Raw genomic sequence first — 26,934 nt, 5'->3', positions numbered from 1 at the left:
CCCGGCCTTCCCTGCGCGACGGTTTTCACGCTTATAGCGCGCTCTCCCCGGTGTCCGGCTTGATAGCCACCGTCATCAGCGGGGATCATCACCCCCGTGACTTGACGCCAGCTTCGGGGCGCCAGGACCACACGCCTTCACGTCCGCGTCACGCCGTTCGTCCACGCAGCCAAGCTACGTTGCGACATGACCACGGCCATCGCTCCCCGCCCCGCGTGTCGTGACGATCGCGCGCTACGCCCCTTCTCGATGGAGCGGGATGGCGGCAATAGAGCATGATTTCTGAAAAAATGAAATGGAATTTTTTGGGTCAAAGGGACATTTTTCCGGATTCCTGAATCCAAATGATGCGCATCTCGTGATGCTGAATGCGGCAGGTCGGCACGCGCGCTCTTGTTCGAGCCACGTAACTTGGCTATCCTACGAGCCTTGGTCGACGCATCTGCGCGCCAAATCGGTACTGCCGCGCAGTGCCATTCAAATGAAAGCTGAAATTTCGTACGATCTTGTCATGGACGAAGACATGAGCTTCGTCGAAGGCTGCTATCGCCTCGAAGGAGGTGAATGGGAGGTGTTTGTCATTACCCATTCCCGAAAGGGATCCAAAGAGCCCGGTGTATGGAAAGGGCTTAAATGGAAGAGTGGAGTGACAGGCCTCAATGCTGTCGTCCCTGAAAGCACCATACTGAACAAGTCTTCAGTCCTCAAGGTTCTTTCGGACGCGTTGGGCGTTAGTGATTGGTCTGAAGTCCGCGGACCGGATTCAATAATGCTGAGATAAACAGCACAAGAAAAACGGCGCTCACTTGAGTTAGGTCGGTTGCATGCGCTGTTAGATACAGCGCCCTCTCCCCTTGCGGGAGAGGGCATGTGCGGCCCATCCACATATGCGGTCCGGTGAGGGGTATCTCTCCGCGAGTAGCGTTCGTGGAGAGATACCCCTCACCCAACCGAGCTTGCTGCTCTGTCCTACATGCCCTCTCCCGCAAGGGGAGAGGGCGCATTCATCCGCACCGCTCGCGATGTCCCATCTTCAAGCGCTGCAACGATAAGTCCGATGATTGCAGTGTTCATGAACACATCTTCAAATACGTTTCGCGCAAGGTACAAGTGCTGACCGTCTAACATGTTCGCCATGTCTCAATGAAAATCCCTCGACCGCGGCAGGATGCGGACGTTCCTGGGGTGGCTGACGCGTTGAGACGGATTGTCGGGATGGTCGCGGCGGTCGTCGTTGAGCGGCTCGGCGGGGGTGGCGCCTTGCGGGATGGCGCCGAGGCGGTCGTCGGATAGCAAGGTGAGATCGGCGGTGCGATCGACCAGGCGCTCAGCGACGAGATGCACCACCTTTTCCGGGCTACTCTGGATGCGGCCTTCGACCAACACGAGGCGCGCGCCCATTACCTCCTTGCGGAAGGTCTCCATCACCTTCGGCCACACCACGATGTTGGCGATGCCGGTCTCGTCCTCCAGGGTCATGAACACCACGCCCTTGGCGCTGCCCGGCCGCTGCCGCACCAGTACGACGCCGGCGCAGCGGATACGGCGGCGGTCGTTGGCGTCGTTGACGTCGCGGCAGGCCAGAACGCCCTCAGCCGTGAAGCGTCGGCGCAGGAACTCCATCGGATGGCCCTTCAGCGACAGGCGGATGGTCTGATAGTCCGCGACGACGTGCTCCGGCAGCGGCATCTCGGGCAGCGGCTGCGCGCCCTCTTCCGGCTGCTCGCGGGCGATGGCGGCCTCGAACAGCGGCAGCGGCACGTCGTCGGGGAGCCGGCGCACGGCCCATAGTGCTGCGCGGCGGTCGAGCCCGAGCGAGCGGAACGCATCGGCATCGGCCAGCAGCAGCAGCGCGCGCTTGGGCAGCGCAGTGTCGCGGGCGAAGTCCTCGAGCGAGGTGAAGGGACGGCGTTCGCGCGCGCGGATGATGCGGTCGGCCCAGTCGTCCTCGCGGTCGATGGTCGGGAGTGGAACGTGTTTGTCGTTGTCGTTCCGGGGAGAAGCGTTTGCTTCGTGCTCTCGAAACGCATCAGGGCCTTGTGAGTTTGACACGCCTCCCTCCCCGTCGTCATTCCGGGGCGCCCGGAGGGCGAACTGCGATGCGCAATTGCGCATCGGAGAATCCATACTCCCGATCGTGGTTATGGATTCCGGGCTCGCGCTGCGCGCGCCCCGGAATGACACTGAGGAGATGGCTGGCAATGAACGTGAAGAAGCAACCTGCGCCTCTCTCCGCATCTTCTCCGACAATTTCCTGATCCGCTCCTCGTCGCGGTCGATCCAGCGGAACCCATCGATCTGGCGGAAGCCGAGGCGAACGGCGCAGTATTTGTCGTTGGTGTTCTCCAGCGTGTTGTCGGCGAAGCTGTGGGACACGTCGATGTTGCGGATCTCGACGCCGTTCTTGCGGGCGTCGCCGACGATCTGCGCCGGCGCGTAGAATCCCATCGGCTGTGAGTTCAACAGCGCGCAGCAGAACGCATCGGGGTGGAAGTATTTCAGCCAGGACGAGACATAGACCAGTTGCGCGAAGCTCGCCGCGTGGCTCTCCGGGAAACCATAGGAGCCGAAGCCCTTGATCTGGTCGAAGCAGCTCTTGGCGAACGCCGGGTCATAGCCGCGCGCGATCATGTTCGAGACCATCTTCTCCTCATAGGAGCCGATGGTGCCGACATTGCGGAACGTCGCCATCGCGCGACGCAGGCCGTTGGCCTCCTCGGGCGAAAACTTCGCAGCCTCGATCGCGATCCGCATCGCCTGCTCCTGGAACAGTGGCACGCCGAGCGTCTTGTGCAGCACCTTGTAGAGTTCGTCCGAAGGGCCGTGAGCCGGCGACGGCGAGGGATAGGTCACCTTCTCCAGTCTGTTGCGACGGCGCAGATAGGGATGCACCATGTCGCCCTGGATCGGTCCGGGCCGGACGATCGCGACCTCGATAACGAGATCATAAAAGGTGCGCGGCTTGAGCCGCGGCAGCATGTTCATCTGCGCCCGGCTCTCGACCTGGAATACGCCGAGCGACTCGCCTCGCTGCAGCATCTGGTAGACTTCGTTATCGTCCTCCGACTTGATATCCGAGAGCACGTAGCGCCTGCCCTTGTGATCGGCGATCAGATCGAAACTCTTGCGGATGCAGGTCAGCATGCCCAGCGCGAGCACGTCGACCTTCATCATGCTGAGCGCGTCGACATCGTCCTTGTCCCACTCGATGAAGGTGCGATCGTCCATCGCGGCGTTGCCGATCGGCACGTAGCTGTCGAGCCTATCCTGCGTCAGCACGTAGCCGCCGACATGCTGCGACAGATGGCGCGGAAAGGTGATCAGCTCCGAGGCCAGCTCGACGGCGCGCCTGATCATCGGATTGGCGGGATCGAGCCCGGCCTGGCGCACCTGCATGTCGGACAGGCCGTCGCCCCAGCTGCCCCACACGGTGTCGGCGAGCACGGAGGTGACGTCCTCGGTCAGGCCGAGCGCCTTGCCGACATCGCGGATGGCGCTGCGCGGGCGATAATGGATGACAGTGGCGATGATGGCGGCGCGGTGGCGGCCGTAGCGGCGATAGACATATTGCATCACCTCCTCGCGTCGCGAATGCTCGAAATCGACGTCGATGTCCGGCGGCTCCAGCCGCTCCTTGGAGATGAAGCGCTCGAACAGCAGGTCGATCTTGGTCGGATCGACCGAGGTGATGCCGAGCACGTAGCACACGGCCGAGTTCGCCGCCGAGCCGCGGCCCTGGCACAGGATGCCCTGGCTCCGTGCGTAACGCACGATATCGTGGACGGTGAGAAAGTAATGCGCGTAGTTGAGCTCGGCGATCAGCGCCAGCTCCTTGTTGAGCACGGCGCGCAGCCTGTCATCGAGCTTGTCGCCGAAATAGCTTTTCGCGCCGGCCCAGGTCAGATCCGCCAGATGGCCCTGCGCGGTCTTGCCGGGCGGCACCGGCTCGTCGGGATATTGGTATTTGAGCTGGTCGAGCGAGAAGCTGATGCGATCGGTGAAGCGCAGCGTCTCGGTGATCGCGTCGGGATGATCACGGAATAGCCGCGCCATTTCATGGCCGGGCTTGAGATGGCGTTCGGCATTGGCCTGAAGCCTCCGGCCGATGCTCTCGATCGAGGCCTTCTCGCGGATGCAGGTCAGCATGTCCTGCAGCATCCGCTGTCCCGGGTGATGATACAGCACGTCGTTGGTGGCGATCAGCGGCACCTTGGCTGATGCCGCGAGACGCGCCAGCCGCGTCAGCCGGCGGCGGTCGTCGCCGCGGTACAGCAGGCTGCCGGCGAGCCACACGCCTTCGGCGGCGCTGTCCTTGAGCCGCGCCAGGATGGCGCTGAGGGTGTCCTCGTCGAAGCGATGCGGCGGCATCAGGACGAGGAGCTGGCCGTCGATGACGTCGAACAGCTCTTCAAAAGTCAGACGGCAATCGCCCTTGGCGACCTTGTCGAGATCGCTGCCGCGCTTGCCGCGGGTCAGCAGCTGGCACAGCCGGCCGTACGCCGCGCGATCGCGCGGATAGACCAGGATATCAGGCGTGCCGCAGGTGAAGACCAGCCGCGCGCCGTAGAGCAGCTTCGGCTTGTAGCTCAGCCGGTCGTTGTTCAGCTCGCTATAGGCGCGGACGATGCCGGCCAGCGTGTTGTGGTCAGCGATGCCGATGGCGGTGAGGCCGTACGCAGCCGCCTGATGCACATAGGCTTGTGGATGCGAGCCGCCGTGCAGGAAGGAGAAATTGGTGGTGACGCCGATCTCGGCGTAGGCAGCGGGATTCATGGCGGGGCTGCCAGTGCTGGACTGACAGCGGCACGCGCCGCTCTGTCGTCATGGCCGGGCCTGTCCCGGCCATCCATGTCGTTCATCATCCTGGGAGCCACGTGGATGCCCGGGACAAGCCCGGGCATGACGGAGCAACTCATTGACTGGGTTGCTCGTTGCCTCAGACCACTAGCCTCATATGCGACGGCTTTGGCGTTTGCGAGGAGAGTAAAGCTCCCCACGAGCTCAGTGCATGGTGAGACTGTACAGGTCTCTCCGCCTGCACTTCCCGTGTGGTTGCCCCTCACCCCAACCCTCTCCCCGTGAAGAACGGGGAGAGGGAGCGCACCGTCCGTGCTGCAAATATCCTGGTCCCCTGCCCTCATGCGAACAGCCCGTGCATGTACCAGGCGGGCTGCACCGGCAAACCGTTCTGCGGCTGCTCGAGCTCGCGGTCATACAAACCATCGCGATAAAGCCAGAAGCGCAGGCCGTGTTCGTCTTCGACGCGGAAATAGTCGCGGGTGAGGCCCTGGCCGTCCGGACGCCACCATTCCATCGCGATGCGCTCGGGGCCTTCGGCGCGCACGACCGCATGGGCGGCGCGGCGCCAGACGAAGCGGGCGGGCGGGCCGTCGGGGACGCCGGCGATGACTTGAATCGCCTCGGGGCGCGCGAACAGCCGCAAGGGACGCAGCGGCGGCTCGCCGTCGTGGCGTTCGGGCCAGGCGGCGGTGCTGGTGGCTGTTAGATGCTGCTGCGCCGGCAGCGGCAGCGCCGCGCGCTCGGGGATGTGGGTGTCGACCGGCAGATGCACGACCACGCGCTTGCCGCCGATGCGCGCGGCGATGCGGTCGATCAGGGCCGACAGTTCGTCATTGTCGTGGACATGCGCGTCGAGATCGCGCTGCTGCTGCACCACGATCTCGCTGCGGCCCGCGGCGAGCCGGATCATGTCGAAGCCGAAGCCGGGATCGAGCGGATCGTTCAGCGCCTCCAGGCGCTCGCGGAACAGACGGTCGATGACGGCGGCTTCCGTCACCGGCTGGCCGGTGTCGACGGCGATGACGCGCACCAATCCGTCGGTGCGGAAGAAGCAGGCTTCCAGCCGCCGCGCGCCCTTGCCCTGCTGCGCCATCGCCGCCACCAGCATCGTGGCGAGACTGGAGAGGCTCGCTGCGATCACGGTGTCGGTCGCGACCGGCTCGGCGAAACGCTTGTCGACAATGTAGTCCGGCGGCACTTTTCGGGGGCTGATCGGCGCATCGGCTTCGCCCAGCGCCTGCGCGAGCACGCGGGTGAAGGCGGCGCCGAACCGCGCGGTGATCTCGTTGCGGCCGCGCGAGGCGACGTCGCCGATGGTCTTGAGCCCGGCGCGACGCAGTCCGAGCGTGATCGCCTCGCTGCCGCCGAGCGCGGCCACCGGCAGCGGCGCCACCGCGGCCGCCTCCTCGCCATCGGGCACGATGCGGCCATGCAGCTGCCGGTTCAGCGTGCGCGCGCACACCGCATTGGAGGCGATCGCCGCCGACACGGTAAGGCCATGCGCGGTCAGCGCGTCGCACACCGACTGCATCAACTTCGCTTCGCCGCCGAACAGATGCACGCAGCCGGTGATGTCGAGCGACAGGCCATGCGGCGGATCGAGCGCCACCAGCGGCGTGAAGCGGTCGCACCAGTCGGCGATATCCTCCAGCAGCTTGGCATCGGCGGCGAGATCGGCCTCATGCGCGACGAGGTCGGGACAGACGGCGCGGGCATTCGCCAAGGGCTGGCCGAGCGACACGCCGTGGCGCACTGCTGCCTCGTCGAGCGAATGGATCAGGAGCGCATTGGCGTCCTTGATGACGACGACCTGCGGCTTGGCCTCAGGCGGAACGCCTGTGAGGGCCTGCTGACGCTTGATGCGATCGATGGGCAGGCGCGGCAGCCACAGGCTGAGGATCCGCCGCCGGTTCGCTGAAACGGCACGCATCGGGGGTCCACTCCATGATCCATCGTCCGGTCTGGCCGTGACGGTTGCGAATGAGCTCGGCATCGAGGCGCGGCGCGCCCCACGCCATCCACGGCGCGACCGCAGGCGACGGCGCGCTGCGCACCATCCAGCGCGTCTCCGCGGTCGAGGGCTCTGGGGCGGCGGCGATGCGCAACAGCAGCGCCGTCACGCCGGATTCCTGCGCGACCAAGGTCAGCTTGCGGCTGGCGACGAGATCGAGCTTTTGCGTCTCGCCCCACACCTCCAGCATCACACCACCCAGCGCATCGCAGGCGAGCGCGTCGGCGGCCGTGCGCAGGGCATGATCGAGATCGGGCGTGCGCACGACCACGATGCGACGCGGATCGAGGCCGAGCTCGGCGAGCCCGCTCATCGACAGCGCGCCCATCTCGCGCTCGGCGAAATCCTGCCGGATCCAGATCAGCGGCCGGCGTGCAGCGACACGCGCGGCAAGGCCGCACAGGAAGCCGGTGGCGGCCACCGCCTGGCGGCCGCTCTCGGCGAACACCTCGTGCAGCGCGCCGGTGGCGAGCCCGCCCTGCAAGACAGCATCGGCCTCGTCATGGCCGAGCGCGACCCGGCGCAGATCATGCGCGCCATCGGTCGCTTCGAGCCGGGCTATGCGGCCGCGCAGACGCGCGAGCGTATCCATGCGTGCGCCGGTCATCCGTCGCCGCTCCTTTCAATCCATCGTGCGGGTGCTGCCGTTCTCTTTATGAACGCAGGCAATGAACCCGCGACGATCTCCTTTGTTCATGATACGTTCTAATATAAAGCTAACGCCTCCCAGAGAGTCAATCGGGATTGCCCCGGTGTGGATTCAACGAGTGGAATCAAAGGGATTCAAAAGCATGGAGCTGCTGCGCAAACTCGAGATCCTGGCCGATGCCGCCAAGTACGATGCGTCCTGCGCCTCCAGCGGTACGGAGATGCGGGATTCCCGCGACGGCAAGGGGCTCGGCTCGACCGCGCCGGGGATGGGCATCTGCCATTCCTATGCGCCGGACGGACGCTGCATCTCGCTGCTCAAGATTTTGCTGACCAACGCCTGCAACTTCGACTGCCTGTATTGCGTCAACCGCGCCTCCTCCAACGTACCGCGCGCGCGCTTCACGGTCGACGAAGTGGTGAAGCTCACCATCGACTTCTATCGCCGCAACTACATCGAGGGACTGTTTCTCTCGTCGGGCATCATCCGCAGTCCGGACTACACGATGGAGCAGGTCGTGTCCGTCGCGCGCAAGCTGCGCGAGGAGCATCGCTTTCGCGGCTACATCCATCTGAAGACGATTCCGGAAGCCGACGAAGCGCTGATCGCGGAGGCCGGCAAATATGCCGATAGGCTCAGCATCAACATCGAGACGCCGCTCGAGGACAGCCTCACGAAGCTCGCGCCGGAAAAGGACCAGCGCGCGATCCGCCGCACCATGGGCCGCCTGCGGCTCAAGCTCGACGAGACGGCGGAGGCGAAGAAGACCGTGCGCCGCGCAAGGCCACCGCGCTTCGCGCCGGCCGGCCAGAGCACGCAGATGATCGTCGGCGCGGACGCTGCCAACGACCGCACCATCCTGTCGACCTCGGCCAATCTCTACGGCGCCTACAAGCTCAAGCGCGTCTATTACTCGGCCTTCAGCCCGATCCCCGATGCCAGCCGCGCGCTGCCGCTGCAGGCCCCCCCCCTCGTCCGCGAGCACCGGCTGTACCAGGCCGACTGGCTGATGCGGTTCTACGGCTTCGATGCCAATGAAATCGTCGAGGAAGGCGAAGGCATGCTGCCGCTCGACATCGACCCCAAGCTCGCCTGGGCGCTGCGCCACCGCGACCGCTTCCCGCTCGACATCAACACCGCCAGCCGCGAGGAGCTGCTGCGCGTGCCCGGCTTCGGCACCCGCACCGTGCAGCGCATCCTCGCCACCCGGCGCACCACCACGATCCGCTTTGCAGATCTCGCCCAGCTCAACGTCATCCGGAACAAGGCGCTGCCGTTCATCGTTCTCTCCGACCACCGGCCGTCACCGTCTTTGCTCGATGGTGCCAGCCTCAGAGCCCGGCTGCGGCCCAAGCCGCAGCAGCTGGGATTTGGATTTTAACGGAAGCCGTCATCGCGAGCGCAGCGAAGCGATCCAGGGGCCGCACGAAAAGTCTGGATTGCTTCGCTTCGCTCGCAATGACGTGAGGAGATAAATGCACGTCGTAACCCTCGACAGCGACACCGATTTCGACGGCTGGCGCAAGGCGGCGCGGGCGCTGGCGATGAATGACGTCAGGCCGGCGGATGTGAGCTGGCGGGTGAAGGGCGCGGCGCCCGATCTGTTCGACGATCAGGCCGACACGCAGCTGCCCGAGGTGCCCAAGGGCGCCTTCTCGGTGCCTGCGAGCTTCATGGAGCTGGCCGAGAGCGCTATCCTGCACAGCGATCCCAACCGCTTCACCCTGCTCTACCGGCTGCTGTGGCGTCTGCGGACCAACCACGACCTGATGGACATCGCGACCGATCCCGACGTCGCCCAGGCCAATGCGCTCGCCCGCGCCGTCCGCCGCGACGTCCACAAGATGCACGCCTTCGTCCGCTTCCGCGAGGTCGGCCGCGAGCGCGAGAGCCGCTACGTCGCCTGGTTCGAGCCGGAGCACCACATCGTCGAACGCGCCGCACCGTTCTTCGCCCGCCGCTTCGCCGACATGCCCTGGTCGATCCTGACACCCGAACTCTCGGCGCATTGGGACGGCAGCCGCGTGTCGTTCACACCGGGTGTGAGCAAGGCTGAAGCGCCGACCGAAGACCGACTCGAAGAGGTGTGGCTTCGCTATTACGCCAGCATTTTCAATCCGGCACGGCTGAAAGTGAAGGCGATGGAAAAGGAGATGCCGAAGAAATACTGGCAGAACCTGCCCGAGGCGAAGCTGATCCAGCCGCTGATCGCAGCCGCGTCCAGACGCACCACCGAGATGATCGCCGATGAAGGCACGGAGCCGCACAAGCCCCAGAAACGCGTCGAGGAGACCGCGATGACCCGCCAGCCGAAAGCGCACGCGCATGCTGCTGTTGAGAGCTCACGTGATGTCGAGCCGGCCGATCTTCAGACGTTGCGTGAAGAAGCCGCTTCCTGCCGCGCCTGCCCGTTGTGGAAGGACGCCACGCAAACCGTGTTCGGCGAAGGCCCGGCGCATGCGCCGCTGATGCTGGTCGGCGAGCAGCCCGGCGACAAGGAGGACCTCGCCGGCCATCCGTTCGTCGGCCCCGCCGGCCAGATGCTCGACCGCGCGCTGGAGGAGGCCGGCATCGACCGATCCAAGGTCTACGTCACCAATGCGGTCAAGCACTTCAAGTTCGTGCCGCGCGGCAAGATCCGGCTGCACCAGAAGCCGGCGACGCCGGAGATCAAGGCCTGCCGCCAATGGTACGAGCGCGAGCTCGCCGCTATCAGGCCTGCTCTGGTCGTGGCGATGGGTGCGACCGCCGCGCAGGCGGTGTTCGGCAAGATCACGCAGGTCACCAAGAACCGCGGCCACATCGTCGACCTCCCCGAAGGCGCCCAGGCGATGATCACGGTGCACCCGTCCTACCTGCTGCGGCTGCCCGATGCGGAGGCCAAGGCGCGGGAGTACGAGCTCTTCGTCAAGGACCTGAAGATCGCCGCGGCCGCGCTCAAGCGCGCGCACGCGGCCTGACGCGGCGTCCAAAATGCAAATGGCCGGGCTCGAGTCCCGGCCATTCGACGGAAGGCTGCCGATGCCTCACGCCGCCAGCGTGTTCTCCACCACCTTGATGAAGAACGAGGTGCCGTAGACGATCGCCTCGTCGTTGAAGTTGTAGGCGGGGTGATGCAGGCCGGCGCTGTCGCCGTTGCCGACGAAGATGAAGGCGCCGGGGCGGGCTTCGAGCATGTAGGCGAAATCCTCGCCGCCCATCATCGGCGGCATCTCGTGGACGTTGGCGTCGCCCGCGACCTCCTTGGCGGCGCGGATGGCAATGTCGGTCTGCTCGGCGTGGTTGACCACCACGGGATAGCCGCGGGTATAGGCCAGGTCGATCTTGGCGCCGGTCATCTGGGCGACGCCGGCCACGACCTCGCGCACCCGCTTCTCCATCAGCTCGCGGACCTTCGGCGTCAGCGTGCGGACGGTGCCGCGCAGCACCGCGCTCTGCGGGATGACGTTGCGGGCATTGCCGGCGTGGAACTCGCAGATCGACAGCACCGCCGCCTCCAGCGGATCGACGTTGCGCGCGACGACCTGCTGCAGCGCCGTAACGAGCTGGGCGCCGACCATCAGCGAGTCGATGCAATTATGCGGCTTGGCCGCGTGGCCGCCATGACCTTCGATGGTGATGTCGACCGCGTCCGTCGAGGCCATCAGCGGCCCCTGACGGATCGCGAACGCGCCGACCGGCAGGCCGGGCCCATTGTGCATGCCGTAGACCTGGTCGATCTTGAAGCGATCGATCAGCCCGTCCTTGATCATCGCGTCCGCACCACCGCCGCCCTCCTCGGCCGGCTGGAAGATCACGGCGACCTCGCCGGCGAAGTTGCGGGTCTCGGCGAGATAGCGCGCCGCGCCCAAGAGCATCGCGGTGTGGCCGTCATGGCCACAGGCGTGCATCATGCCCGGGGTTTTCGAGGCATAAGGCAGTCCGGTCGCCTCCTCGATCGGCAGCGCGTCCATGTCGGCGCGCAGGCCGAGGACCTTGACGTCGCCATTGCCCGGCTTGCGGCCCTTGATGACGCCGACCACGCCGGTCTTGCCGAGCCCGGTCACCACCTCATCACAGCCGAACTCGCGCAGCCGGTCGGCGACGAAGGCCGCGGTCCGGTGCACCTCGTAGAGCAGCTCCGGATGCGAATGGATGTCACGCCTCCAGGCCTGGATATCGGGCTGCAGATCGGCGACGCGGTTGACGATGGGCATGGGAAATCTCGTAACTCCAGAAGGGATTTGAGCCGTTCTAGCATGCAAAAGTCGCACCGCCCAAGATCTGAGCATGACCTGGGCTGCGCCCCGTTCATGGCTCGGTCAACCAGCCATGAACGAGGCGCTTGTCCGCGACCAGCCCGGCTGACTAAAAGCCTCCCAAAGATGGGAAGGGAATGCCGATGGGACGCCAACTCGAGGGGCAATACGACTACATCGTGGTGGGCGCCGGCACCGCCGGCTGCATCCTGGCCAACCGGCTGTCGGCTGATCCCAAGAACCGCGTCCTGATTCTGGAGGCCGGCGGCCGCGACAATTGGATCTGGTTCCATATTCCGGTCGGCTACCTCTTCGCGATCGGCAATCCCCGCTCCGATTGGATGTTTCGCACCGAGGCCGAGCCCGGCCTCAACGGCCGCTCCCTCGCCTACCCCCGCGGCAAGGTGATCGGCGGCTCTTCGGCCATCAACGCCATGATCTCGATGCGCGGCCAGGCCGCCGACTACGACCATTGGCGGCAGCTTGGGCTGGCCGGCTGGTCGTATTCCGACGTGCTGCCGGTGTTCCGGCGGCTGGAGGATCACTTCCTCGGCGAGAGCGAGCATCACGGCGTGGGCGGCGGCTGGCGGATCGAGGCGCCGCGGCTGTCCTGGGCGGTGCTGGACGCCGTCGGTGATGCCGCCGAGCAGATGGGCATCCGCCGCATCCCCGATTTCAATACCGGCGACAATGAAGGCATCAGCTATTTCCACGTCAACCAGAAGCGCGGCCGGCGCTGGTCGTCGGCGCGGGGCTTTCTCAAGCCGGCGTTGAACCGGCAAAACCTCCGGCTCGAGACCAACGTCCTGGTCGAGCGGCTGATGGTCGAGAACGGCCGTGCGGTCGGCGTCCGCTTCCAGCAGAACGGCGAGACCATCGAGGCGCGCACCAAGGGCGAGGTGATCCTGAGCGCCGGCTCGATCGGCTCGGTGCAGGTGCTGCAACGCTCCGGCATCGGGCCCGCCGGGTGGCTCGGCGAACTCGGTATCGATGTCATCCTCGACAAGCCGGGCGTCGGGCGCAATCTGCAGGACCATCTGCAGCAGCGCGCGATCTACAAGGTGTCAGGCGTGAAGACGCTGAACGAAACCTACTACTCGCTTGTCCGCCGTGGCTTGATGGGGCTCGACTACGCGTTCCGCCGCAGGGGACCGCTGACCATGGCGCCGTCGCAGCTCGGCATCTTCACCCGTTCCGATCCAAGGCGCGATCGCGCCAATATCCAGTTTCACGTGCAGCCGCTGTCGCTGGACAAATTCGGCGATCCGCTGCACCGCTTCCCCGCGATCACGGTGAGCGCCTGCAACCTGCGCCCGAGCTCACGCGGCACGGTGCGCATCCGCTCCGCGAAGATCGATGAGGCGCCGTCGATCGCGCCGAACTATCTGGCGACGGAGGACGACCGCCAGGTCGCCGCCGATGCCATCCGCGTGACGCGACGGCTGATGAAGCAGAGCGCGCTCGCCGCCTACAAGCCGGAGGAATATCTGCCCGGCCCGTCCGTCGGCGATGACGACGCGTCGCTCGCCAAGGCCGCCGGCGACATCGGCACCACGATCTTCCATCCTGTCGGCACGGCGAAGATGGGCACGGCCGATGATCCCATGGCCGTGGTCGACGAGCGGCTGCGCTTCCGCGGCCTCGAGGGCCTGCGCATCGCCGATGCCTCGATCATGCCGACGATTACCTCGGGCAACACCAACACGCCGACAGCGATGATCGCGGAGAAGGCGGCGTCGATGATCCTGGAGGATGGGCGGTAAGGCTGGCGTCGTCCGCGGTCGCATCGACGCCTATCCTCATCCTCTTGATCGCACGTTACGACACGACAACTCCGTAGGGTGGGCAAAGCGGCGCCGGAGGCGGCGCGTGCCCACCGTCCATCCACGGCATCGCCAGGATGTGGTGGGCACGGCGAAGGCTCGGATCCTCGCCGGTATCACGGGCGCGCCTTTGCCCACCCTACGGACCATCGCCAACCCTAGATGATCCGCGCCACCAGCGGAATCCGCCGCAGCAGCGCGGCCGCCAGCCAGCTCACCGAGAGTGTCCCCACCAGCACGATCGCGAACTTCACAGCGGCCGACCATGCCGGATCGAACACCAGATATTGCAGCCACAGCAGCGGCAGGAAGTGCAGGAGATAGATGCCGTAGGCCGACGGCTGCATGCGATCCATCAGCGCGAGCGGCGCACGCGCAAAGCGCAGGAAGAAGGTCGGCACGCCGAACGCCATCGACGCGCAGAAGCTTGCCACGGCGCTGCCATAGGCGGCGCGCCACCACAGCGGCGGGGAATCGAAATCGGCGATCCAATTGTGATGGGCATAGGCGAGCAGCAGGATCATGCCGTAGCAGCCATATGAAAGACCAAACCACACCGGCCAGCGCTGCACCGGCGCGCCGTCCTGCGCGAACGGTCCGGTCCGCAAGCCCGCAGCGCCGATCGCCATGCCGACCACGAAGAACGTCGGATACAGCAGCGCGCGGCTCGCTTGCAGCGGCAGCGGGAAGTGCCCGGGCATGAACCACAGCCCGTCGCCGAAGCCGAGATGCAGCGGCAGATAGGCGGCGTTGGCGATGACAAGAAACACGAGAAAACCCGTGAGCGGAGCACGCAGCAAATTGCCAGCCCAGCGTCCGAGCCCATCGATCAGGCGTGGTGCGAGCGCCCCGACGAGCGCGGCGACGATATCGAAGATCAAGAGCACGCCGAGAAACCACGCCGAGCCCGACGGCCACGGACCTTCGCTGATCATCCGCCACCACACAGTGGTGAACTGATCTTCCGCCACGTAGTAGCGATAGTAAGCGACCGGCATGATCACCAGGATTGAGACGATGTAGGGCACGCCGAGCCGCAACGCGCGGCGCCCGAGATAGTCGGAGGCGCCCCTGCTCGCCAGGCTCGCCGGCACGAACAGACCCGAGATGAAGAACATGCACGACATGAAGTAGCTGTCGTTGAACAGCGCGACGAGATCAAAGCCGAGCCAGTGCATGCGGTCGCCGCCCTGGCCGAAATAAGTGTAATTGATCGCGGAATGATACAGCACGACCGAGAGCGTGATGAAGGTGCGGGCACGGTCGAGCCCCGCGATCCGGTCGTCGGCCGCCTCGGTTGGCGACGGGGTTAGCTTCACGCGCTCATGCATCAACATCGGGTCCAGTGGTCAGCTATGCGACGAGGCTCCTTATACCGTGCAGACTCGAGGACGGATGACATCCTGCTTGAACAATCCGAGCCTTGCCCCTGCCCCCGCGCGATCACGAACGCGTCAATGCCGGGCCAGATGCGGGATGCCGGGAATAAAGCCGCCGCCGAACCGCTCTCCTCACCCGCAAGCCCATGAGGGCAACGGGAGAGAACGATGAGCTTCGACAATCATGATGACGGCGGCCACACCCGCCGCAAGGTCCTGGAATGCATGACATGGGCCGGCACCGGCGTGCTGTGGACGTTGTCCGGCGGCGTGCCGCGCTCGCTCGGCCTGATCGATGCGGCCAAGGCCGCCGACAAGGCCGCCGAGCAGCAGGCCTCCGGGCTCACCTTCCTGCAGATCAGCGACAGCCATGTCGGCTTCGACAAGCCGGCCAATCCCAATGCACTCGGGACGTTGGAGGAGGCCGTCAACCGGATCAAGGCGATGCCGGTGAAGCCGGCCTTCATGATCCATACCGGCGACATCTCGCATCTGTCCAAGGCGGCCGAGTTCGACGACGCCGACCGCATCATCTCGCAGACCAGGCTCGACGTGCACTATGTGCCGGGCGAGCATGATTTCCTCGACGAGGACGTCAAGCTCTACCGGGAGCGCTACGGCAAGGGCACGCGCGGCGCCGGCTGGTACTCGTTCGACGCCAATGGCGTTCACTTCGTCGGCCTCGTCAACGTCGTCGACCTCAAGGCCGGTGGCCTCGGCAATCTCGGCGCCGAGCAACTCGCCTGGCTCGAGCAGGATCTGAAGGGCCGCTCGAAATCGCAGCCTGTTGTTATGTTCGCGCATATTCCGTTGTGGACGGTGTATCCGCAATGGGGCTGGGGCACCGAGGATGGCGGCCGCGCGCTCGACATGCTCAAGGGCTTCGGCTCGGTGACGGTGCTGAACGGCCACATCCATCAGGTGATGCAGAAGGTCGAGGGCAACGTCACCTTCCACACCGCGCGCTCGACCGCGTTCCCGCAGCCCGCGCCGGGCACGGCGCCCTCGCCCGGCCCGATGAAGGTCGAGGATGCCAGGCTGCGCAGCCTGCTGGGCATCGCCAGCATCGACTTCAGGGTCGGCGATGAGCGCCTCGCGATCATCGACACGCCGCTGGCCGGCTGAGGGACTGCGCCATGATCAAGCCTGCCTCGTCGGGGCGAAGCATCCGCCTCGCCCTCGCCGTCGCCATGCTCGGGAGTGCGCCGCTGCACGCCGAGACCATCAAGGTCACGATCGACAACTTCACCTTCACGCCGGCGCAAGTCACGGTGAAGATCGGCGACACCGTGACTTGGACCAATCACGACGACATTCCGCATACGGTGGTGTCGGCCGGAAAATACAGGTCCAAGACGCTCGATACCGATGACAGCTTCTCGTTCACTTTCGCGTCGAGCGGTGACTACAAATATTTCTGCTCGCTGCATCCGCACATGACAGGGATGGTGAAGGTTGAGTAGCCTCGCGAACCAGGGCATGAGAACAGCGTCATGGCCGGACCGGCAGCGAGCCGCCGTTCCGACCGTGATGCCGCGAACCGAACCGGAAGGACAGCCGGTGACCACATCGCCTGACGATCCCGAGAGGGCGCGGCACTTCCGCGAGGCAGCGCTGCCCCATCTCGACGACGTCTACACGCTGGCGCGCTATCTGCTGCGCAATCCCGCCGACGCCGAGGACGCCGTGCAGGAATGCTATCTGCGCGCGCTGAAGCACTTCCACACCTATCGTGGACCTGCGATGAAGCCATGGCTGTTCGCGATCCTGCGCAATGTCTGCCATGCAGAATTCACCCGCCGCGCCGGCGCGCCGGTCAAGGCCCTGGAGGATACGCCCGAGACTGCCGAACAGGCGCCACTCTGGCAGGAGAGCGTCGAGACGCCGGAGAGCGCCGTCCTGCGCGAGCGCGATGCATCTGCGATCCAGCGGATGATCGCCGCGTTGGCCGAGCCGTTTCGCGAGACTTTCGTGCTGCGCGAGATCAACAATTTGTCCTATCGCGAGATTGCGGAGGCCGCCGGCGTGCCGGTCGGCACCGTGATGTCCCGCCTCGCCCGCGCCCGCGCGATGCTGCGCGCCGCCTGGCTCGCGCAGGAGGAGCCACCACGATGACCTGCGATGAAGCAGAGATCCTGATCCATGCGCTGGCCGACGGCGAACTCGACGCCGGCCACAGCACTGAGGTCGAGGCCCATGTCGCGACCTGCCCGCGCTGCGCTTCGGAGCTTGCTGCGGTCCGAGAGATGAAGCAGGCGCTGGCCGGTGCCGACCTCCGTTACAAGGCGCCGGCCGCGTTGCGCGAGCGCATCGAGGCGGCGCTGCCGCCTGCGCAATCGTCCAACGTGACACCGCTTGTCTCAGCGCCAAGCCGCCGCACGTTGTTGAGAGGCTTCGCCATGGGCTCAGCGGTGTCGGCCCTGGCTGCCACCGGCCTCGTCGCGATCGTGTTGCGCAACGACGATCAGCAACGCATCGAGGCCGAGATCGTCTCGGCGCATCTGCGCTCGCTGCAGGCCGGCCATTTGACCGACGTGATCTCGACCGACCAGCACACGGTGAAGCCCTGGTTCAACGGCAAGCTCGACGTCGCGCCGCCGGTGATCGATCTCACCGCTGAGGGATTCACCTTGATCGGCGGCCGCCTCGACTACGTCGACGCGCGCGCGATCGGCGCGGTGGTCTATCGCCGGCGTCAGCACGTCATCAATCTGTTCGTAGCGCAGACGTCCTCGACCGATCGCCGCGCACCGAGGCTGGACACGCTGCAAGGCTTCAACATCCGCAGCTGGCGTGCGCGCGGGCTGAGCTACTGGGCCGTGAGCGACATCAATGTCGAGGAGCTCAATGAGTTCGGCGAGCGGTTCGAGCGCGCGATGGATGGGTGAATAGAAAAGGATGGGCAGTACCGAGACAACTCGTCGTCGAGACGCACTAAGCGTGAAGGAGACGATCAGACGCGGTCTCAGTGAATGTGCCCTCTCCCCTTGCGGGAGAGGGCATGTAGGAAAGTGCAGCAAGCTCGGTTGGGTGAGGGGTATCTCTCCGCGAGCGGCGTCGGCGGAGAGATACCCCTCACCCAACTGCATGCGCAGACAGGGCGTCGATGCCCTCTCCCGCAAGGGGAGAGGGCGCTGCATCGAGCAGCGCAAGCGCGGCTGGCTATCAGCTGTTGTCGCTTAGGATGGGCGAAGCGAAGCGTGCCCACGGCAACGAGAGATCAGACGGTGGGCACGGCGCTACGCGCCTTTGCCCGCCCTACACATTTACCGGCTCAGGCCGATTTGCGGATCGCGTTGTCGACCAGGGTCTTGCCGAGCGACCAGATCGCGCCGGGGACCTTGTGGCTCTGGGCGATGACGTCGTCGAAGGCGCGTTCGATCCAGCTGCAGTCTTCTTCGGTGATGGTCAGCGGCGGCAGCAGCTTGACGGTGTGCAAGCCGTGGCCGGCGACCTGGGTCAGAATCTTGTGATCCCTGAACAACGGCACCGTGATCAGCTGGACGAACAGGCCCTTGTTGGCACTTTCCAGCACGTTCCACGACGCCTTCAGCCGCAGCGATGTCGGGGCGCCGAACTCGACGCCGATCATCAGGCCCTTGCCGCGGACTTCCTTGAGGAGCTCGTAGCCGGGCACCATCCGCGTCAGCGCCAGACGCAGCTCGGCGCCGCGCTTGGCGGCGGCCTCGACCAGCTTCTCGGCCTTGAGGACCTCGAGGGTGGCGATACCGGCCGCCATCGCGAGATCGTTCTTGGCGAAGGTCGAGCCGTGCACGACAGCACGGTCCATGCGGTTGAAGATCTTGTCGAAGATCGCCTTGCGCGTGAGCAGCGCGCCGACGGGGACATGACCGCCCGACAGCGCCTTCGACAGCAGCACCATGTCCGGCTCGACGTTCCAGTGTTCCACCGCCAGGAACCGGCCGGTGCGGCCCATGCCGGTCTGGATCTCGTCTGCAATGAAGATCGAACCGTATTTCTTGCAGAGCGCAGCTGCGCCCGGCAGGAACTCGTCGGAGGGCATGTTGACGCCCTTGCCCTGGATCGGCTCGACGATAAACGCTGCAATTTCGCGTGATGACAGCGCCTGCTCGAGCGCCGCGAGATCATTGAACGGGATCGCCGTGCAGCCCGGCAGCAGCGGCTCAAAGCCGGCGCGGAAGTTCGAATCATCCGTCAGCGACAGCGCGCCGTAGGTGAGGCCATGATAAGAATGCCCGCAATAGACGATACCCGGCCGCCCCGTGGCACCACGCGCGAATTTGATCGCCGCTTCGACCGTCTCCGCGCCGGAATTCGCAAAGAACACCTTGTCCAGATACGGGACATATTCCAGCAGCCGCTCGGCAAGAACGCCCGCGAGCGTCGAGACGTCGAGCTGCACGAGGTTCGGCATGTCGCTGTCGAGAACGCTTTTCAGCGCATCTCGCAGGGTCGGATGATTGCGGCCGATTGCAAAGACGCCAAAACCGCTGAGTAGATCGAGGTAACGGGCCCCGTCGCGATCGTAGAGATACTGCCCCTGTCCCTTTTGGAACCCGACATCGTATCCAATCGTCTTGAGGACGCGGACCAATTGCTCGTTCAGATGCCGGGAATGCATGGTGCTGCGCTGCGCCTGGCGCTCCACAAACATCTCGGAAACGTCTATATTGGTCTTTAGCATCGGCTACATACTTCGGTTGATGGACGTGACGTCAACTGAAAACGCGCAATGCGGCGTTTTGCCCTCATTCGCACCATCAAAGCAAGCACGGGTTTCTGCCAATGTTGCATCGCCTTAAATCTCTCATGTCGACAACGATAGCATACTCCGCAGTGGTGTTCGCAGCAGGAATTTCTTCTGCGCTCGCTGCCGATCCCACCGGCGACTGGCGGGTGGCCGACGGGGTCGCGAACATCCGAGTCGCACAATGCAATGGCAGCATGTGGGGCGTGGTGGCCTGGGAGAAGACCCCGGGCGGGCGCGACGTCAACAATCCGGACGCCTCCCGGCAGAGCCGGCCGACGCTGGGCATGCCGATCCTGATCGACATGAAGAAGAAGCCCGGCGCCGAAGCCTGGGAAGGCCAAGTCTACAACGCCAAGGACGGCAAGCTGTACGCCTCGACGATCACGCCGACCGATCCGGATCACCTGGAAATCCAGGGCTGCGTGCTCGGCTTCCTGTGCGGCGGCGAGACCTGGACGCGAGTCGGTCCTCCGATCCCGTCGAGCCCGGTCAACAGCATGGCCAAAGGTACGCAAAAACCAATTGCGCCCGCCCCTGCTCACGCGTCCGCGCCCAAATCCACTACGACTGCTACCACTACAACCGGTGTCGGCAGCGGCGCGACGGCAGCGGCCAAGCCGCCGGCAGGCAAGCCGGCCGATCAGGTCGGCGACATCTGCCTGCTGCCCGAGGTCGCGCGCCCGCGCTGACGCAGCTTACGCTCCACCAAACAAAAAAGCGGCCGATTGCATCGGCCGCTTTTTTCTTGTTGCGAATAGTTCGCCCTATTCGTGCACCTCGCGGGGCTTGCCCATCAGCGCCGGCTGGAACAGCAGCACTGCGGCAAGGGTCGTCACCAGCGACAGCGCGAGCAGCTTGCCCATGCTGGATGTGCCGGGATGGCTCGACAGCCACAGGCTGCCGAACGCGGTTGCCGTGGTCAGCGCGCTGAAGAAGATCGCCCGCGTCAGGCTGGTCTGCAGCAGATCGGTGCGGCCGCCGCGCCACGCCACCACGTAGTAGATCTTGAACGCCACACCGATGCCGAGCAGCAGCGGCAGCGCGACGATGTTGGCGAAGTTCAGCGGCAGCTTGATCAGAACGCAGATCTCGAGCGTGACGGCACCGGCAACCAGCAGAGGCACCAGGGTCATCAGCACGTCGGAGAAGCGCTTCAGCGTCACCCAGAGCAGCAGGCTGATCACGACCAGCGAGTAGATGCCGGCGTGAATGAACGCCTTCACGATCGTGTCACCGGACTTCAGGATCGACACCGGACCGCCGATCGCGTTGGGCTCGGCGCTCAGCACGGCATTGGCGAACCGCCGCAGATTGTCGTTGTCGTTCGGGTCGCCCTTCGGCTGCGCCTCGACGCGAATCAGTCCGTCCTTGCTCTTCCACTGCGAGACCAGCTCGGGCGGCAGATTGGCAAGCGTGACCGGCTGCGCCTGCAGGGTGGCGCCGAGCTGCTCCAGCGTGATCTTCCACGACTCGACGAACACCGCCTGGGCCTTATTGCGGATCGCCTCGCTGGCGCCGGCGAGCTTGGCGAGCGCGTCGGCCAGACGCCGCGACGCCACGGCGCCGGGACCCTTGCCGTCACCGGCGGTGCGGCGGAGATTGTCCACGGTCGAGTTCAGCGCGTCGATATTCTCCTTGTCGGTCGGCGCGGCGTCGACCTGATCCGGATTGAGTGCGGGCCCGAGCACCTTGGCGCCCTGCGCGATCAGCTTCAGCTTGGTTGGCTGGTCCTCAGGGACGAAGCTGTCGAGCGACATCACCCGCGCCACCTCCGGCAGCTTCGCGAGCTTCTCCTCGATCGCCTTCGCCTCGGTTTCCGAGCGCGTCAGCACGTCGATCGCGTTGGCGCCGGTGTTCGGATCCTTGCGCAGGTCCAGATAGGTCGCGATCGATTCGGCGTGCGGGTTGCGCAGGTTCATCGGGTTGAAATCGAACTTCATGTAATAGAGCAGCGGCAGGCCGGCGATGACGAGGCCCAGCGTGCCGACGATGATCGGCACGCGGTGCTTCTCGAGGAAATGATCGACCGGCGCCAGGAAGGCGTAGCCGACCGGCTCCTTCTCGCCGGGCGGATTGAGGATCTTGAGCAGCGCCGGCAGCACCGTGATCGACGACAGGAAGGCGATGATCATGCCGGCGCCGGCGATGGCGCCGAGCTCGGAGATGCCCTTGTAGTCGGTCGGCAGGAAGCACAGGAAACCGGCAGCCGTTGCCATCGCCGCGAGCGACAGCGGCACCGCCGAGCGCCGCGCCGCTTCCGCGAGCGCTTCAGGCAGGTTGTCGTTCTTGAACCGCTCGGAGCGGTAGCGGACGCTGAACTGGATGCCGAAATCGACGCCGAGGCCGATGAACAGGACCGCGAAGGCAACCGACAGCAGGTTCAGCGAGCCGACCATCATCAGGCCGACGGCCGTGGTGAGGGCGAGCCCGATGAACAGGTTGATGAACACGGCCGAGATGATCTTGGCCGAATGCAGCGCCAGCCACAGGATGATCAGCACGACCACCACGGTGCCGATGCCGTTGACCACGGCGCCCTCCTGCACGGTGGCGTATTCCTCGTTGGCGATCGGCACCGGACCGGTCAGCCGGACGCGCGCGTGGAAGCGGTTCGGGAAATCGAGCTCGGCGGCCGCCTGGCGGATCGCGTCGGTGGCGGCCTTGCCCGGCTCCAGCGCCTGGTAGTCGAGGATCGGCTTGAACTGGATGAAGGCGCGCTTGTCGCTGTCTTCGAGCGGCTTGTCGGAGATCAGCTGCCGCCAGGAGAAGGTCGCGTCGCCCTTGTCGAGCACGGTCTCGACGGTCTGCGAAATGTAGTCGAACGGGCGGGCGGCGTTGTCGAGCTGCACCTGGCCGCGCTTGACGCCGGCAAGGCCGGTCTCCAGCGCGCCTGTCAGGCCGCGGATCGAGGGATCGCCGGCCATGATCTCGATCAGCGGTGCAGCCGCGGCGAACTGGCCGGTGAGCTGCTTCACTTCCTCGGTCGGCAGGAACAGGAGGCCGTTCTTGGCGAAGAACTCGCCGCCGCCGAGCAGCTCGACCGAGGAGAAGTTCGCGGTATCGCCCTTGAGCTTCTTGGCGAGCGCGTCCGCCGCCACGCCGGTCAGCTCCGGGGTCGCCGCCTCGACGACGCCGAGGATCATGCGGTCACGATCGAACGCCTGCTCGTATTGCTGGTCGCGCTTGCGCCAGTCGAGATCGGGGGAAATCAGCTTGTTGATGTCGGTATTGATGGAGAAATGGCCGGCCGTGTAGACCCCCGCGCCCACCGACAAGAGCAGGCCCACAATCAACGTCGGCCACGCAAACCGGGTGCAGGCCTTGACGATCGAGACGACAAACGTTGTCAGCACTTCGTGACTTTCTAAGGTTTAAAGAGCTGGGCGGAAACGTCCGCTTCATGGCGGAGTTCCCAGGCCAGCGCCAAGCTCGGAGCATGCCCCGGCCGGGTCTGGCCCAGCCTTCGGAGACGAGGATGGTCCCTGGACGGCGGATCAGGTGGAACGATGCACGGAACCGTCGGGGCGGCTGATATAGCGGCTGTTCTCGGCGGTAAAGTGACGAACGAGTGAGATCATAAGCTACTCAATTGACTGGATTAATCTATCATTACTAAAATACCTCAGGGCCCGATCGGCTTGTGTGTCGGCGGTCACATGAGAGCGAGTTGCAAACCGGCTTTCCTATCCGCTCGATTTTTGACACAAAGCCCTGCGCTTTCATGCTCATCGGCGGGCAAAATGGGGCAATCGCTTGGTGCGGATATTGCAACCCCATCGCACGCACGGAGGTGCCAGGTCGAAAGTGAGGCAACGTGGCTGACGGACGTCCCTTGCAGGTGTATCTCGCGCAACCGCGCGGATTCTGTGCCGGCGTGGTGCGCGCGATCGAGATCGTCGAGCGCGCGCTGGAGAAGCATGGCCCGCCGGTCTATGTGCGCCACGAGATCGTTCACAACAAGCACGTGGTCGAGAGCCTGAAGGCCAAGGGCGCTGTTTTCGTCGAGGACCTTTCGGAAGTGCCGCCGCGTGCCGTGACCGTGTTCAGCGCCCATGGCGTGGCGCGGACGGTGGAAGAAGAGGCTGCCGCCCGCGACCTGCCCGTGCTCAACGCAACCTGTCCGCTGGTGACCAAGGTCCACAACCAGGGCAAGCGCTATGTATCGAAGGGCCGCACCCTGGTATTGATCGGCCATGCCGGCCATCCGGAGGTCGAGGGAACCATGGGCCAGGTTCCCGGACCGGTCTATCTGGTCCAGAATACCGCCGATGTGGCCGCCCTGCCCCTGCCGCTCAACACGCCAATGGCCTATATTACCCAGACCACGCTCAGCGTGGACGACACCAGGGACATCATTTCGGCCCTTCAAGCCCGCTTTACAGACCTTCAAGGTCCCGATATCCGGGATATCTGCTATGCGACACAGAACCGGCAATCTGCGGTAAGGGACTTAAGCAAGCTGGTGGACGTCATCCTGGTGGTGGGCGCCGCCAACAGCTCCAACTCGAACAGACTGCGCGAAATCGGCACCGAGGCCGGCGTCGACAGCTATCTGATCGCAGATGGCAGCGAGCTCAACCCGGACTGGCTGAAGCAGGCCAAGGCCGTCGGCATCACCGCCGGCGCCTCGGCTCCGGAAGTGCTCGTCGACGACGTCATGAGAGCCCTGCGGCGCATCGGACCGGTCGAGGTCGCGGTGGTCCCGGGGCGGGAAGAAAACATCGAATTCCGCCTGCCGGCCGAGCTGGTCGCGGGCTGATCGGTCCTCGTTTGGTCCAGAAAGAAGAGACGTAATGGCAATCCCCTTCCATAAGGAACTGCGTATCGGGGCCTATCTGATGAAGCAGAAGCTTCTCGGCCGGAAACGCTATCCGCTCGTGCTGATGCTGGAGCCGTTGTTCCGCTGCAACCTGGCCTGCGCCGGCTGCGGCAAGATCGATTATCCCGATGCGATCCTCAACCGCCGCATGAGCGCGCAGGAATGCTGGGACGCCGCCGACGAATGCGGCGCGCCGATGGTCGCGATTCCCGGCGGCGAGCCGCTGATCCACAAGGAGATCGGCGAGATCGTCCGCGGCCTGGTCGAGCGCAAGAAGTTCGTCTCGCTCTGCACCAACGCGCTGCTGCTCGAGAAGAAGCTCGATCTGTTCGAGCCGTCGCCCTATCTGTTCTTCTCGGTGCATCTCGACGGCCTGCGCGATCACCACGACAAGGCCGTGTCGCAGAAGGGCGTGTTCGACCGCGCCGTCTCCGCGATCAAGGCCGCCAAGGCGCGCGGCTTCACGGTCAACGTCAACGCCACCGTGTTCGACGGCCACCCGGCCGAGGAGATCGCCAAGTTCCTGGACTTCACCACCGAGCTCGGCGTCGGCGTGACCATGTCCCCCGGCTATGCCTATGAGCGCGCGCCGGACCAGGAGCACTTCCTGAACCGCACCAAGACCAAGCAGCTGTTCCGCGACGTCTTCGCGCTCGGCAAGGGCAAGAAGTGGAACTTCATGCATTCCGGCCTCTTCCTCGACTTCCTCGCCGGCAACCAGGAGTTCGAGTGCACGCCCTGGGGCATGCCCGCCCGCAACATCTTCGGCTGGCAGAAGCCCTGCTATCTGCTCGGTGAAGGCTACACCAAGACCTTCAAGGAGCTGATGGAGACCACCGACTGGGACTCCTACGGCACCGGCAAGTACGAGAAATGCGCCGACTGCATGGCGCATTGCGGCTACGAGGCCACCGCGGCCAATGCGGCGCTGAGCAACCCGATCAAGGCGATGGCCGTGTCGCTGCGCGGCATCAAGACCGAGGGCCCGATGGCGCCGGAGATCGACCTCTCCAAGCAGCGCCCGGCGCAGTACGTGTTCTCCTCCGAGGTGCAGAAGCGCCTCTCCGAGATCCGCAAGGACGAGGCCATCGAAGCCCAGCAGAAAGCCTCGACCGCGGCCTGAGGCGTCGATCAATGGACAGCAAAAAGGCCGCCGAGCAATCGGCGGCCTTTTTTTGCACGAGCAACTCTCGACGTCGTCATGGCCGGGCTTGTCCGGCCATCCACGTCGGCCGGCACACTGAGAACGACGTGGATGCCCGGAACAAGCCCGGGCATGACGGAGTCACCGATGAGTAGGGGCGTTAGTCTCGACAGCACGCATATCAATGCGCGATAGGTCCTGCCGCTTTCAGAAGCTCGACGCGACCGCTCACGCCTCTGCGGCAGCCAGCGTCTCGGTCTCGAGGAAATGCTCGGCTGCGAGTACGCCGCTCAGCAGCAGGTCGCGGGCGCCGCGGAGTGAGCGGAGGGCACGGTTGAACTCGATGCCCGTCGACACCAGGCCGCTCAGCACGGTCGGATTGCGGGCGATGCCGCGCAGGATCATCGGCAGGTCGATATCGCCGTTCGGCTTGATCGCGTCCTTGGCGAGCGACGGCAGCGTGCGGTGCGCGGGATCGGAGATGACGCGCAGCGCGGCGAAGGGAAGACCGTATTCGGCGGCATAGGCGGCGGCGATGTGGCTTTCCATGTCGACGGCGGCAGCGCCCGTCTTCATGCGCAGCGCCGCCTTGCGGGCCTTCGCCACCACAACTTCCTCTGCACCGGCGAGCACGCCGCGGACGACGCGGCGCTTCTTCAGCGCGGCGCGCGCGATGTGTTCCTCGCGCAGCGACAGTCCGGACAGCCAGCGCGCATCACCCGCAGTGACCTCGGTGGCAACGACGATGTCACCGGCCTTCAGGCTCGGATCGAGACCGCCGGCTACGCCGAAGCTGACGACGCCGCGGATCGAGGTCGGGTCGAATACTGTCAGCAGCGAGCGCAATTGCTTGGGATCGCTCGAGCTGCAGATCACCATCATGCCGGGCCCCGCAGCGATGCGAGCCTCCTGCACAAGCCCCGTCACGACCAAGACCGGCCGCGGATCAATCGGGCGATCCGTGGACGTTTCGTCCCCCATCCCCAACTTCACAATCCGACCCCTGACACCTTCTCGGACGTCGCAAAATCCGACGTCTCCGTCTCTTGTTCCAAAGCCTCAGCCGCGGCGGCGCCAGAGCGGAAAGACCTTAACAAACTGAGGATTACGCAGAAAAAATCCGCGAGGAAACCCCGTTTGCGCCGCACTGCACCCGCACACGCTGTCTTTTTTACCCGGTGTTGCCATTTAGTCCCGCCGGCCGCTGTTCCACGGTGGAACAGAGGCGACGAAGCATCACCGCTGATGGAACTTTAAGCAAAAACTGCGCCACGAAGATGTGAGACTCACGTCGGGAGCGCGGTCGTCCCGGCAGGATTCGGCCGAAACAGGAAAGCCC

Annotated in this window: 19 protein-coding genes; 11 read left to right on the top strand and 8 right to left on the bottom strand. The window is 65.1% G+C overall.

The window, feature by feature from the left end; translation table 11 throughout:
* Window positions 1-295 precede the first annotated feature (295 nt).
* Complete coding sequence (locus NLR35_RS25710) at window positions 296-781, top strand: hypothetical protein (protein ID WP_257169321.1); 486 nt, start codon at window positions 296-298, stop codon at window positions 779-781.
* A 359-nt stretch (window positions 782-1,140) separates the two neighbouring features.
* Here the strand turns inward: NLR35_RS25710 and NLR35_RS25705 are convergent, their stop codons facing one another.
* The 3 genes from NLR35_RS25705 to NLR35_RS25695 form a co-directional block, all read right to left on the bottom strand.
* A complete protein-coding gene (locus NLR35_RS25705) occupies window positions 1,141-4,773 on the bottom strand; it encodes an error-prone DNA polymerase (protein WP_257169320.1) in 3,633 nt (1,210 codons plus the stop codon).
* A 364-nt stretch (window positions 4,774-5,137) separates the two neighbouring features.
* Window positions 5,138-6,730 (bottom strand): DNA polymerase Y family protein, encoded by a 1,593-nt coding sequence (locus NLR35_RS25700; RefSeq protein WP_257169319.1) that lies wholly within the window; start codon window positions 6,728-6,730, stop codon window positions 5,138-5,140.
* A complete protein-coding gene (locus NLR35_RS25695; RefSeq protein WP_257169318.1) occupies window positions 6,624-7,418 on the bottom strand; it encodes an ImuA family protein in 795 nt (264 codons plus the stop codon). Before NLR35_RS25695 ends, NLR35_RS25700 begins: the two co-directional genes overlap by 107 nt.
* A gap of 184 nt (window positions 7,419-7,602) precedes the next feature.
* On the opposite strand from NLR35_RS25695, the gene NLR35_RS25690 reads away from it, so the two are divergent.
* Window positions 7,603-8,841, top strand: a complete 1,239-nt coding sequence (locus NLR35_RS25690; protein WP_257169317.1) for a putative DNA modification/repair radical SAM protein — start codon at window positions 7,603-7,605, stop codon at window positions 8,839-8,841.
* A 94-nt stretch (window positions 8,842-8,935) separates the two neighbouring features.
* Window positions 8,936-10,420, top strand: a complete 1,485-nt coding sequence (locus NLR35_RS25685) for a UdgX family uracil-DNA binding protein (protein WP_257169316.1) — start codon at window positions 8,936-8,938, stop codon at window positions 10,418-10,420.
* 66 nt (window positions 10,421-10,486) lie between these two features.
* On the opposite strand, the gene NLR35_RS25680 is transcribed toward NLR35_RS25685, so the two are convergent.
* Window positions 10,487-11,656, bottom strand: a complete 1,170-nt coding sequence (locus NLR35_RS25680) for a M20 aminoacylase family protein (protein WP_257169315.1) — start codon at window positions 11,654-11,656, stop codon at window positions 10,487-10,489.
* Window positions 11,657-11,841: 185 nt separating this feature from the next.
* On the opposite strand from NLR35_RS25680, the gene NLR35_RS25675 reads away from it, so the two are divergent.
* On the top strand, window positions 11,842-13,461 hold the full coding sequence (locus NLR35_RS25675; protein WP_257169314.1) for a GMC family oxidoreductase: 1,620 nt from the start codon (window positions 11,842-11,844) through the stop codon (window positions 13,459-13,461).
* A 218-nt stretch (window positions 13,462-13,679) separates the two neighbouring features.
* On the opposite strand, the gene NLR35_RS25670 is transcribed toward NLR35_RS25675, so the two are convergent.
* Entirely contained in the window at window positions 13,680-14,840 is a 1,161-nt protein-coding gene (locus tag NLR35_RS25670) for an acyltransferase (protein WP_257169313.1), read from the bottom strand.
* Between the two features lie 228 nt (window positions 14,841-15,068).
* On the opposite strand from NLR35_RS25670, the gene NLR35_RS25665 reads away from it, so the two are divergent.
* The 4 genes from NLR35_RS25665 to NLR35_RS25650 all read left to right on the top strand — a co-directional run bounded on the left by NLR35_RS25665 (window position 15,069) and on the right by NLR35_RS25650 (window position 17,788).
* Complete coding sequence (locus NLR35_RS25665; protein ID WP_257169312.1) at window positions 15,069-16,025, top strand: metallophosphoesterase; 957 nt, start codon at window positions 15,069-15,071, stop codon at window positions 16,023-16,025.
* 11 nt (window positions 16,026-16,036) lie between these two features.
* Complete coding sequence (locus NLR35_RS25660) at window positions 16,037-16,363, top strand: cupredoxin family copper-binding protein (protein WP_257169311.1); 327 nt, start codon at window positions 16,037-16,039, stop codon at window positions 16,361-16,363.
* A gap of 97 nt (window positions 16,364-16,460) precedes the next feature.
* Window positions 16,461-17,015, top strand: a complete 555-nt coding sequence (locus NLR35_RS25655; RefSeq protein ID WP_257169310.1) for a sigma-70 family RNA polymerase sigma factor — start codon at window positions 16,461-16,463, stop codon at window positions 17,013-17,015.
* A complete protein-coding gene (locus NLR35_RS25650; protein ID WP_257169309.1) occupies window positions 17,012-17,788 on the top strand; it encodes an anti-sigma factor in 777 nt (258 codons plus the stop codon). The genes NLR35_RS25655 and NLR35_RS25650 overlap by 4 nt, the downstream gene beginning before the upstream one ends.
* Before the next feature lie 386 nt (window positions 17,789-18,174).
* Here the strand turns inward: NLR35_RS25650 and hpnO are convergent, their stop codons facing one another.
* Window positions 18,175-19,566, bottom strand: coding sequence for an aminobacteriohopanetriol synthase HpnO (hpnO, locus tag NLR35_RS25645; protein ID WP_257169308.1), 1,392 nt, complete (start codon window positions 19,564-19,566; stop codon window positions 18,175-18,177).
* Between the two features lie 125 nt (window positions 19,567-19,691).
* Between hpnO and NLR35_RS25640 the strand changes: the two genes are divergently transcribed.
* Entirely contained in the window at window positions 19,692-20,321 is a 630-nt protein-coding gene (locus NLR35_RS25640) for a DUF2147 domain-containing protein (RefSeq protein WP_374940859.1), read from the top strand.
* Between the two features lie 75 nt (window positions 20,322-20,396).
* Here NLR35_RS25640 and NLR35_RS25635 read toward each other — a convergent pair whose 3' ends face one another.
* Complete coding sequence (locus NLR35_RS25635; RefSeq protein WP_257169306.1) at window positions 20,397-22,985, bottom strand: MMPL family transporter; 2,589 nt, start codon at window positions 22,983-22,985, stop codon at window positions 20,397-20,399.
* A gap of 479 nt (window positions 22,986-23,464) precedes the next feature.
* Between NLR35_RS25635 and ispH the strand changes: the two genes are divergently transcribed.
* Entirely contained in the window at window positions 23,465-24,391 is a 927-nt protein-coding gene (gene ispH, locus NLR35_RS25630) for a 4-hydroxy-3-methylbut-2-enyl diphosphate reductase (protein ID WP_257169305.1), read from the top strand.
* 34 nt (window positions 24,392-24,425) lie between these two features.
* The gene (gene hpnH / locus NLR35_RS25625; protein ID WP_257169304.1) at window positions 24,426-25,574 is read left to right on the top strand and encodes an adenosyl-hopene transferase HpnH; all 1,149 of its coding nucleotides are present in this window, start codon (window positions 24,426-24,428) and stop codon (window positions 25,572-25,574) included.
* A gap of 249 nt (window positions 25,575-25,823) precedes the next feature.
* Here the strand turns inward: hpnH and NLR35_RS25620 are convergent, their stop codons facing one another.
* Entirely contained in the window at window positions 25,824-26,588 is a 765-nt protein-coding gene (locus tag NLR35_RS25620; protein ID WP_374940858.1) for a phosphorylase, read from the bottom strand.
* Window positions 26,589-26,934 lie beyond the last annotated feature (346 nt).

It is taken from the genome of Bradyrhizobium sp. SRS-191, assembly GCF_024586915.1.
GTDB lineage: Bacteria > Pseudomonadota > Alphaproteobacteria > Rhizobiales > Xanthobacteraceae > Bradyrhizobium.
This window is presented reverse-complemented; position numbering and strand designations above follow the sequence as displayed.

Excerpts from the sequence above, each read along its gene's own strand:
- NLR35_RS25710 (WP_257169321.1), top strand. The coding sequence starts at position 296 with ATGGAATTTTTTGGGTCAAAGGGACATTTTTCCGGATTCCTGAATCCA.
- NLR35_RS25705 (WP_257169320.1), bottom strand. The coding sequence starts at position 4,773 with ATGAATCCCGCTGCCTACGCCGAGATCGGCGTCACCACCAATTTCTCC.
- NLR35_RS25700 (WP_257169319.1), bottom strand. The coding sequence starts at position 6,730 with ATGCGTGCCGTTTCAGCGAACCGGCGGCGGATCCTCAGCCTGTGGCTG.
- NLR35_RS25695 (WP_257169318.1), bottom strand. The coding sequence starts at position 7,418 with ATGACCGGCGCACGCATGGATACGCTCGCGCGTCTGCGCGGCCGCATA.
- NLR35_RS25690 (WP_257169317.1), top strand. The coding sequence starts at position 7,603 with ATGGAGCTGCTGCGCAAACTCGAGATCCTGGCCGATGCCGCCAAGTAC.
- NLR35_RS25685 (WP_257169316.1), top strand. The coding sequence starts at position 8,936 with ATGCACGTCGTAACCCTCGACAGCGACACCGATTTCGACGGCTGGCGC.
- NLR35_RS25680 (WP_257169315.1), bottom strand. The coding sequence starts at position 11,656 with ATGCCCATCGTCAACCGCGTCGCCGATCTGCAGCCCGATATCCAGGCC.
- NLR35_RS25675 (WP_257169314.1), top strand. The coding sequence starts at position 11,842 with ATGGGACGCCAACTCGAGGGGCAATACGACTACATCGTGGTGGGCGCC.
- NLR35_RS25665 (WP_257169312.1), top strand. The coding sequence starts at position 15,069 with ATGAGCTTCGACAATCATGATGACGGCGGCCACACCCGCCGCAAGGTC.
- NLR35_RS25660 (WP_257169311.1), top strand. The coding sequence starts at position 16,037 with ATGATCAAGCCTGCCTCGTCGGGGCGAAGCATCCGCCTCGCCCTCGCC.
- NLR35_RS25650 (WP_257169309.1), top strand. The coding sequence starts at position 17,012 with ATGACCTGCGATGAAGCAGAGATCCTGATCCATGCGCTGGCCGACGGC.
- hpnO (WP_257169308.1), bottom strand. The coding sequence starts at position 19,566 with ATGCTAAAGACCAATATAGACGTTTCCGAGATGTTTGTGGAGCGCCAG.
- NLR35_RS25640 (WP_374940859.1), top strand. The coding sequence starts at position 19,692 with ATGTCGACAACGATAGCATACTCCGCAGTGGTGTTCGCAGCAGGAATT.
- hpnH (WP_257169304.1), top strand. The coding sequence starts at position 24,426 with ATGGCAATCCCCTTCCATAAGGAACTGCGTATCGGGGCCTATCTGATG.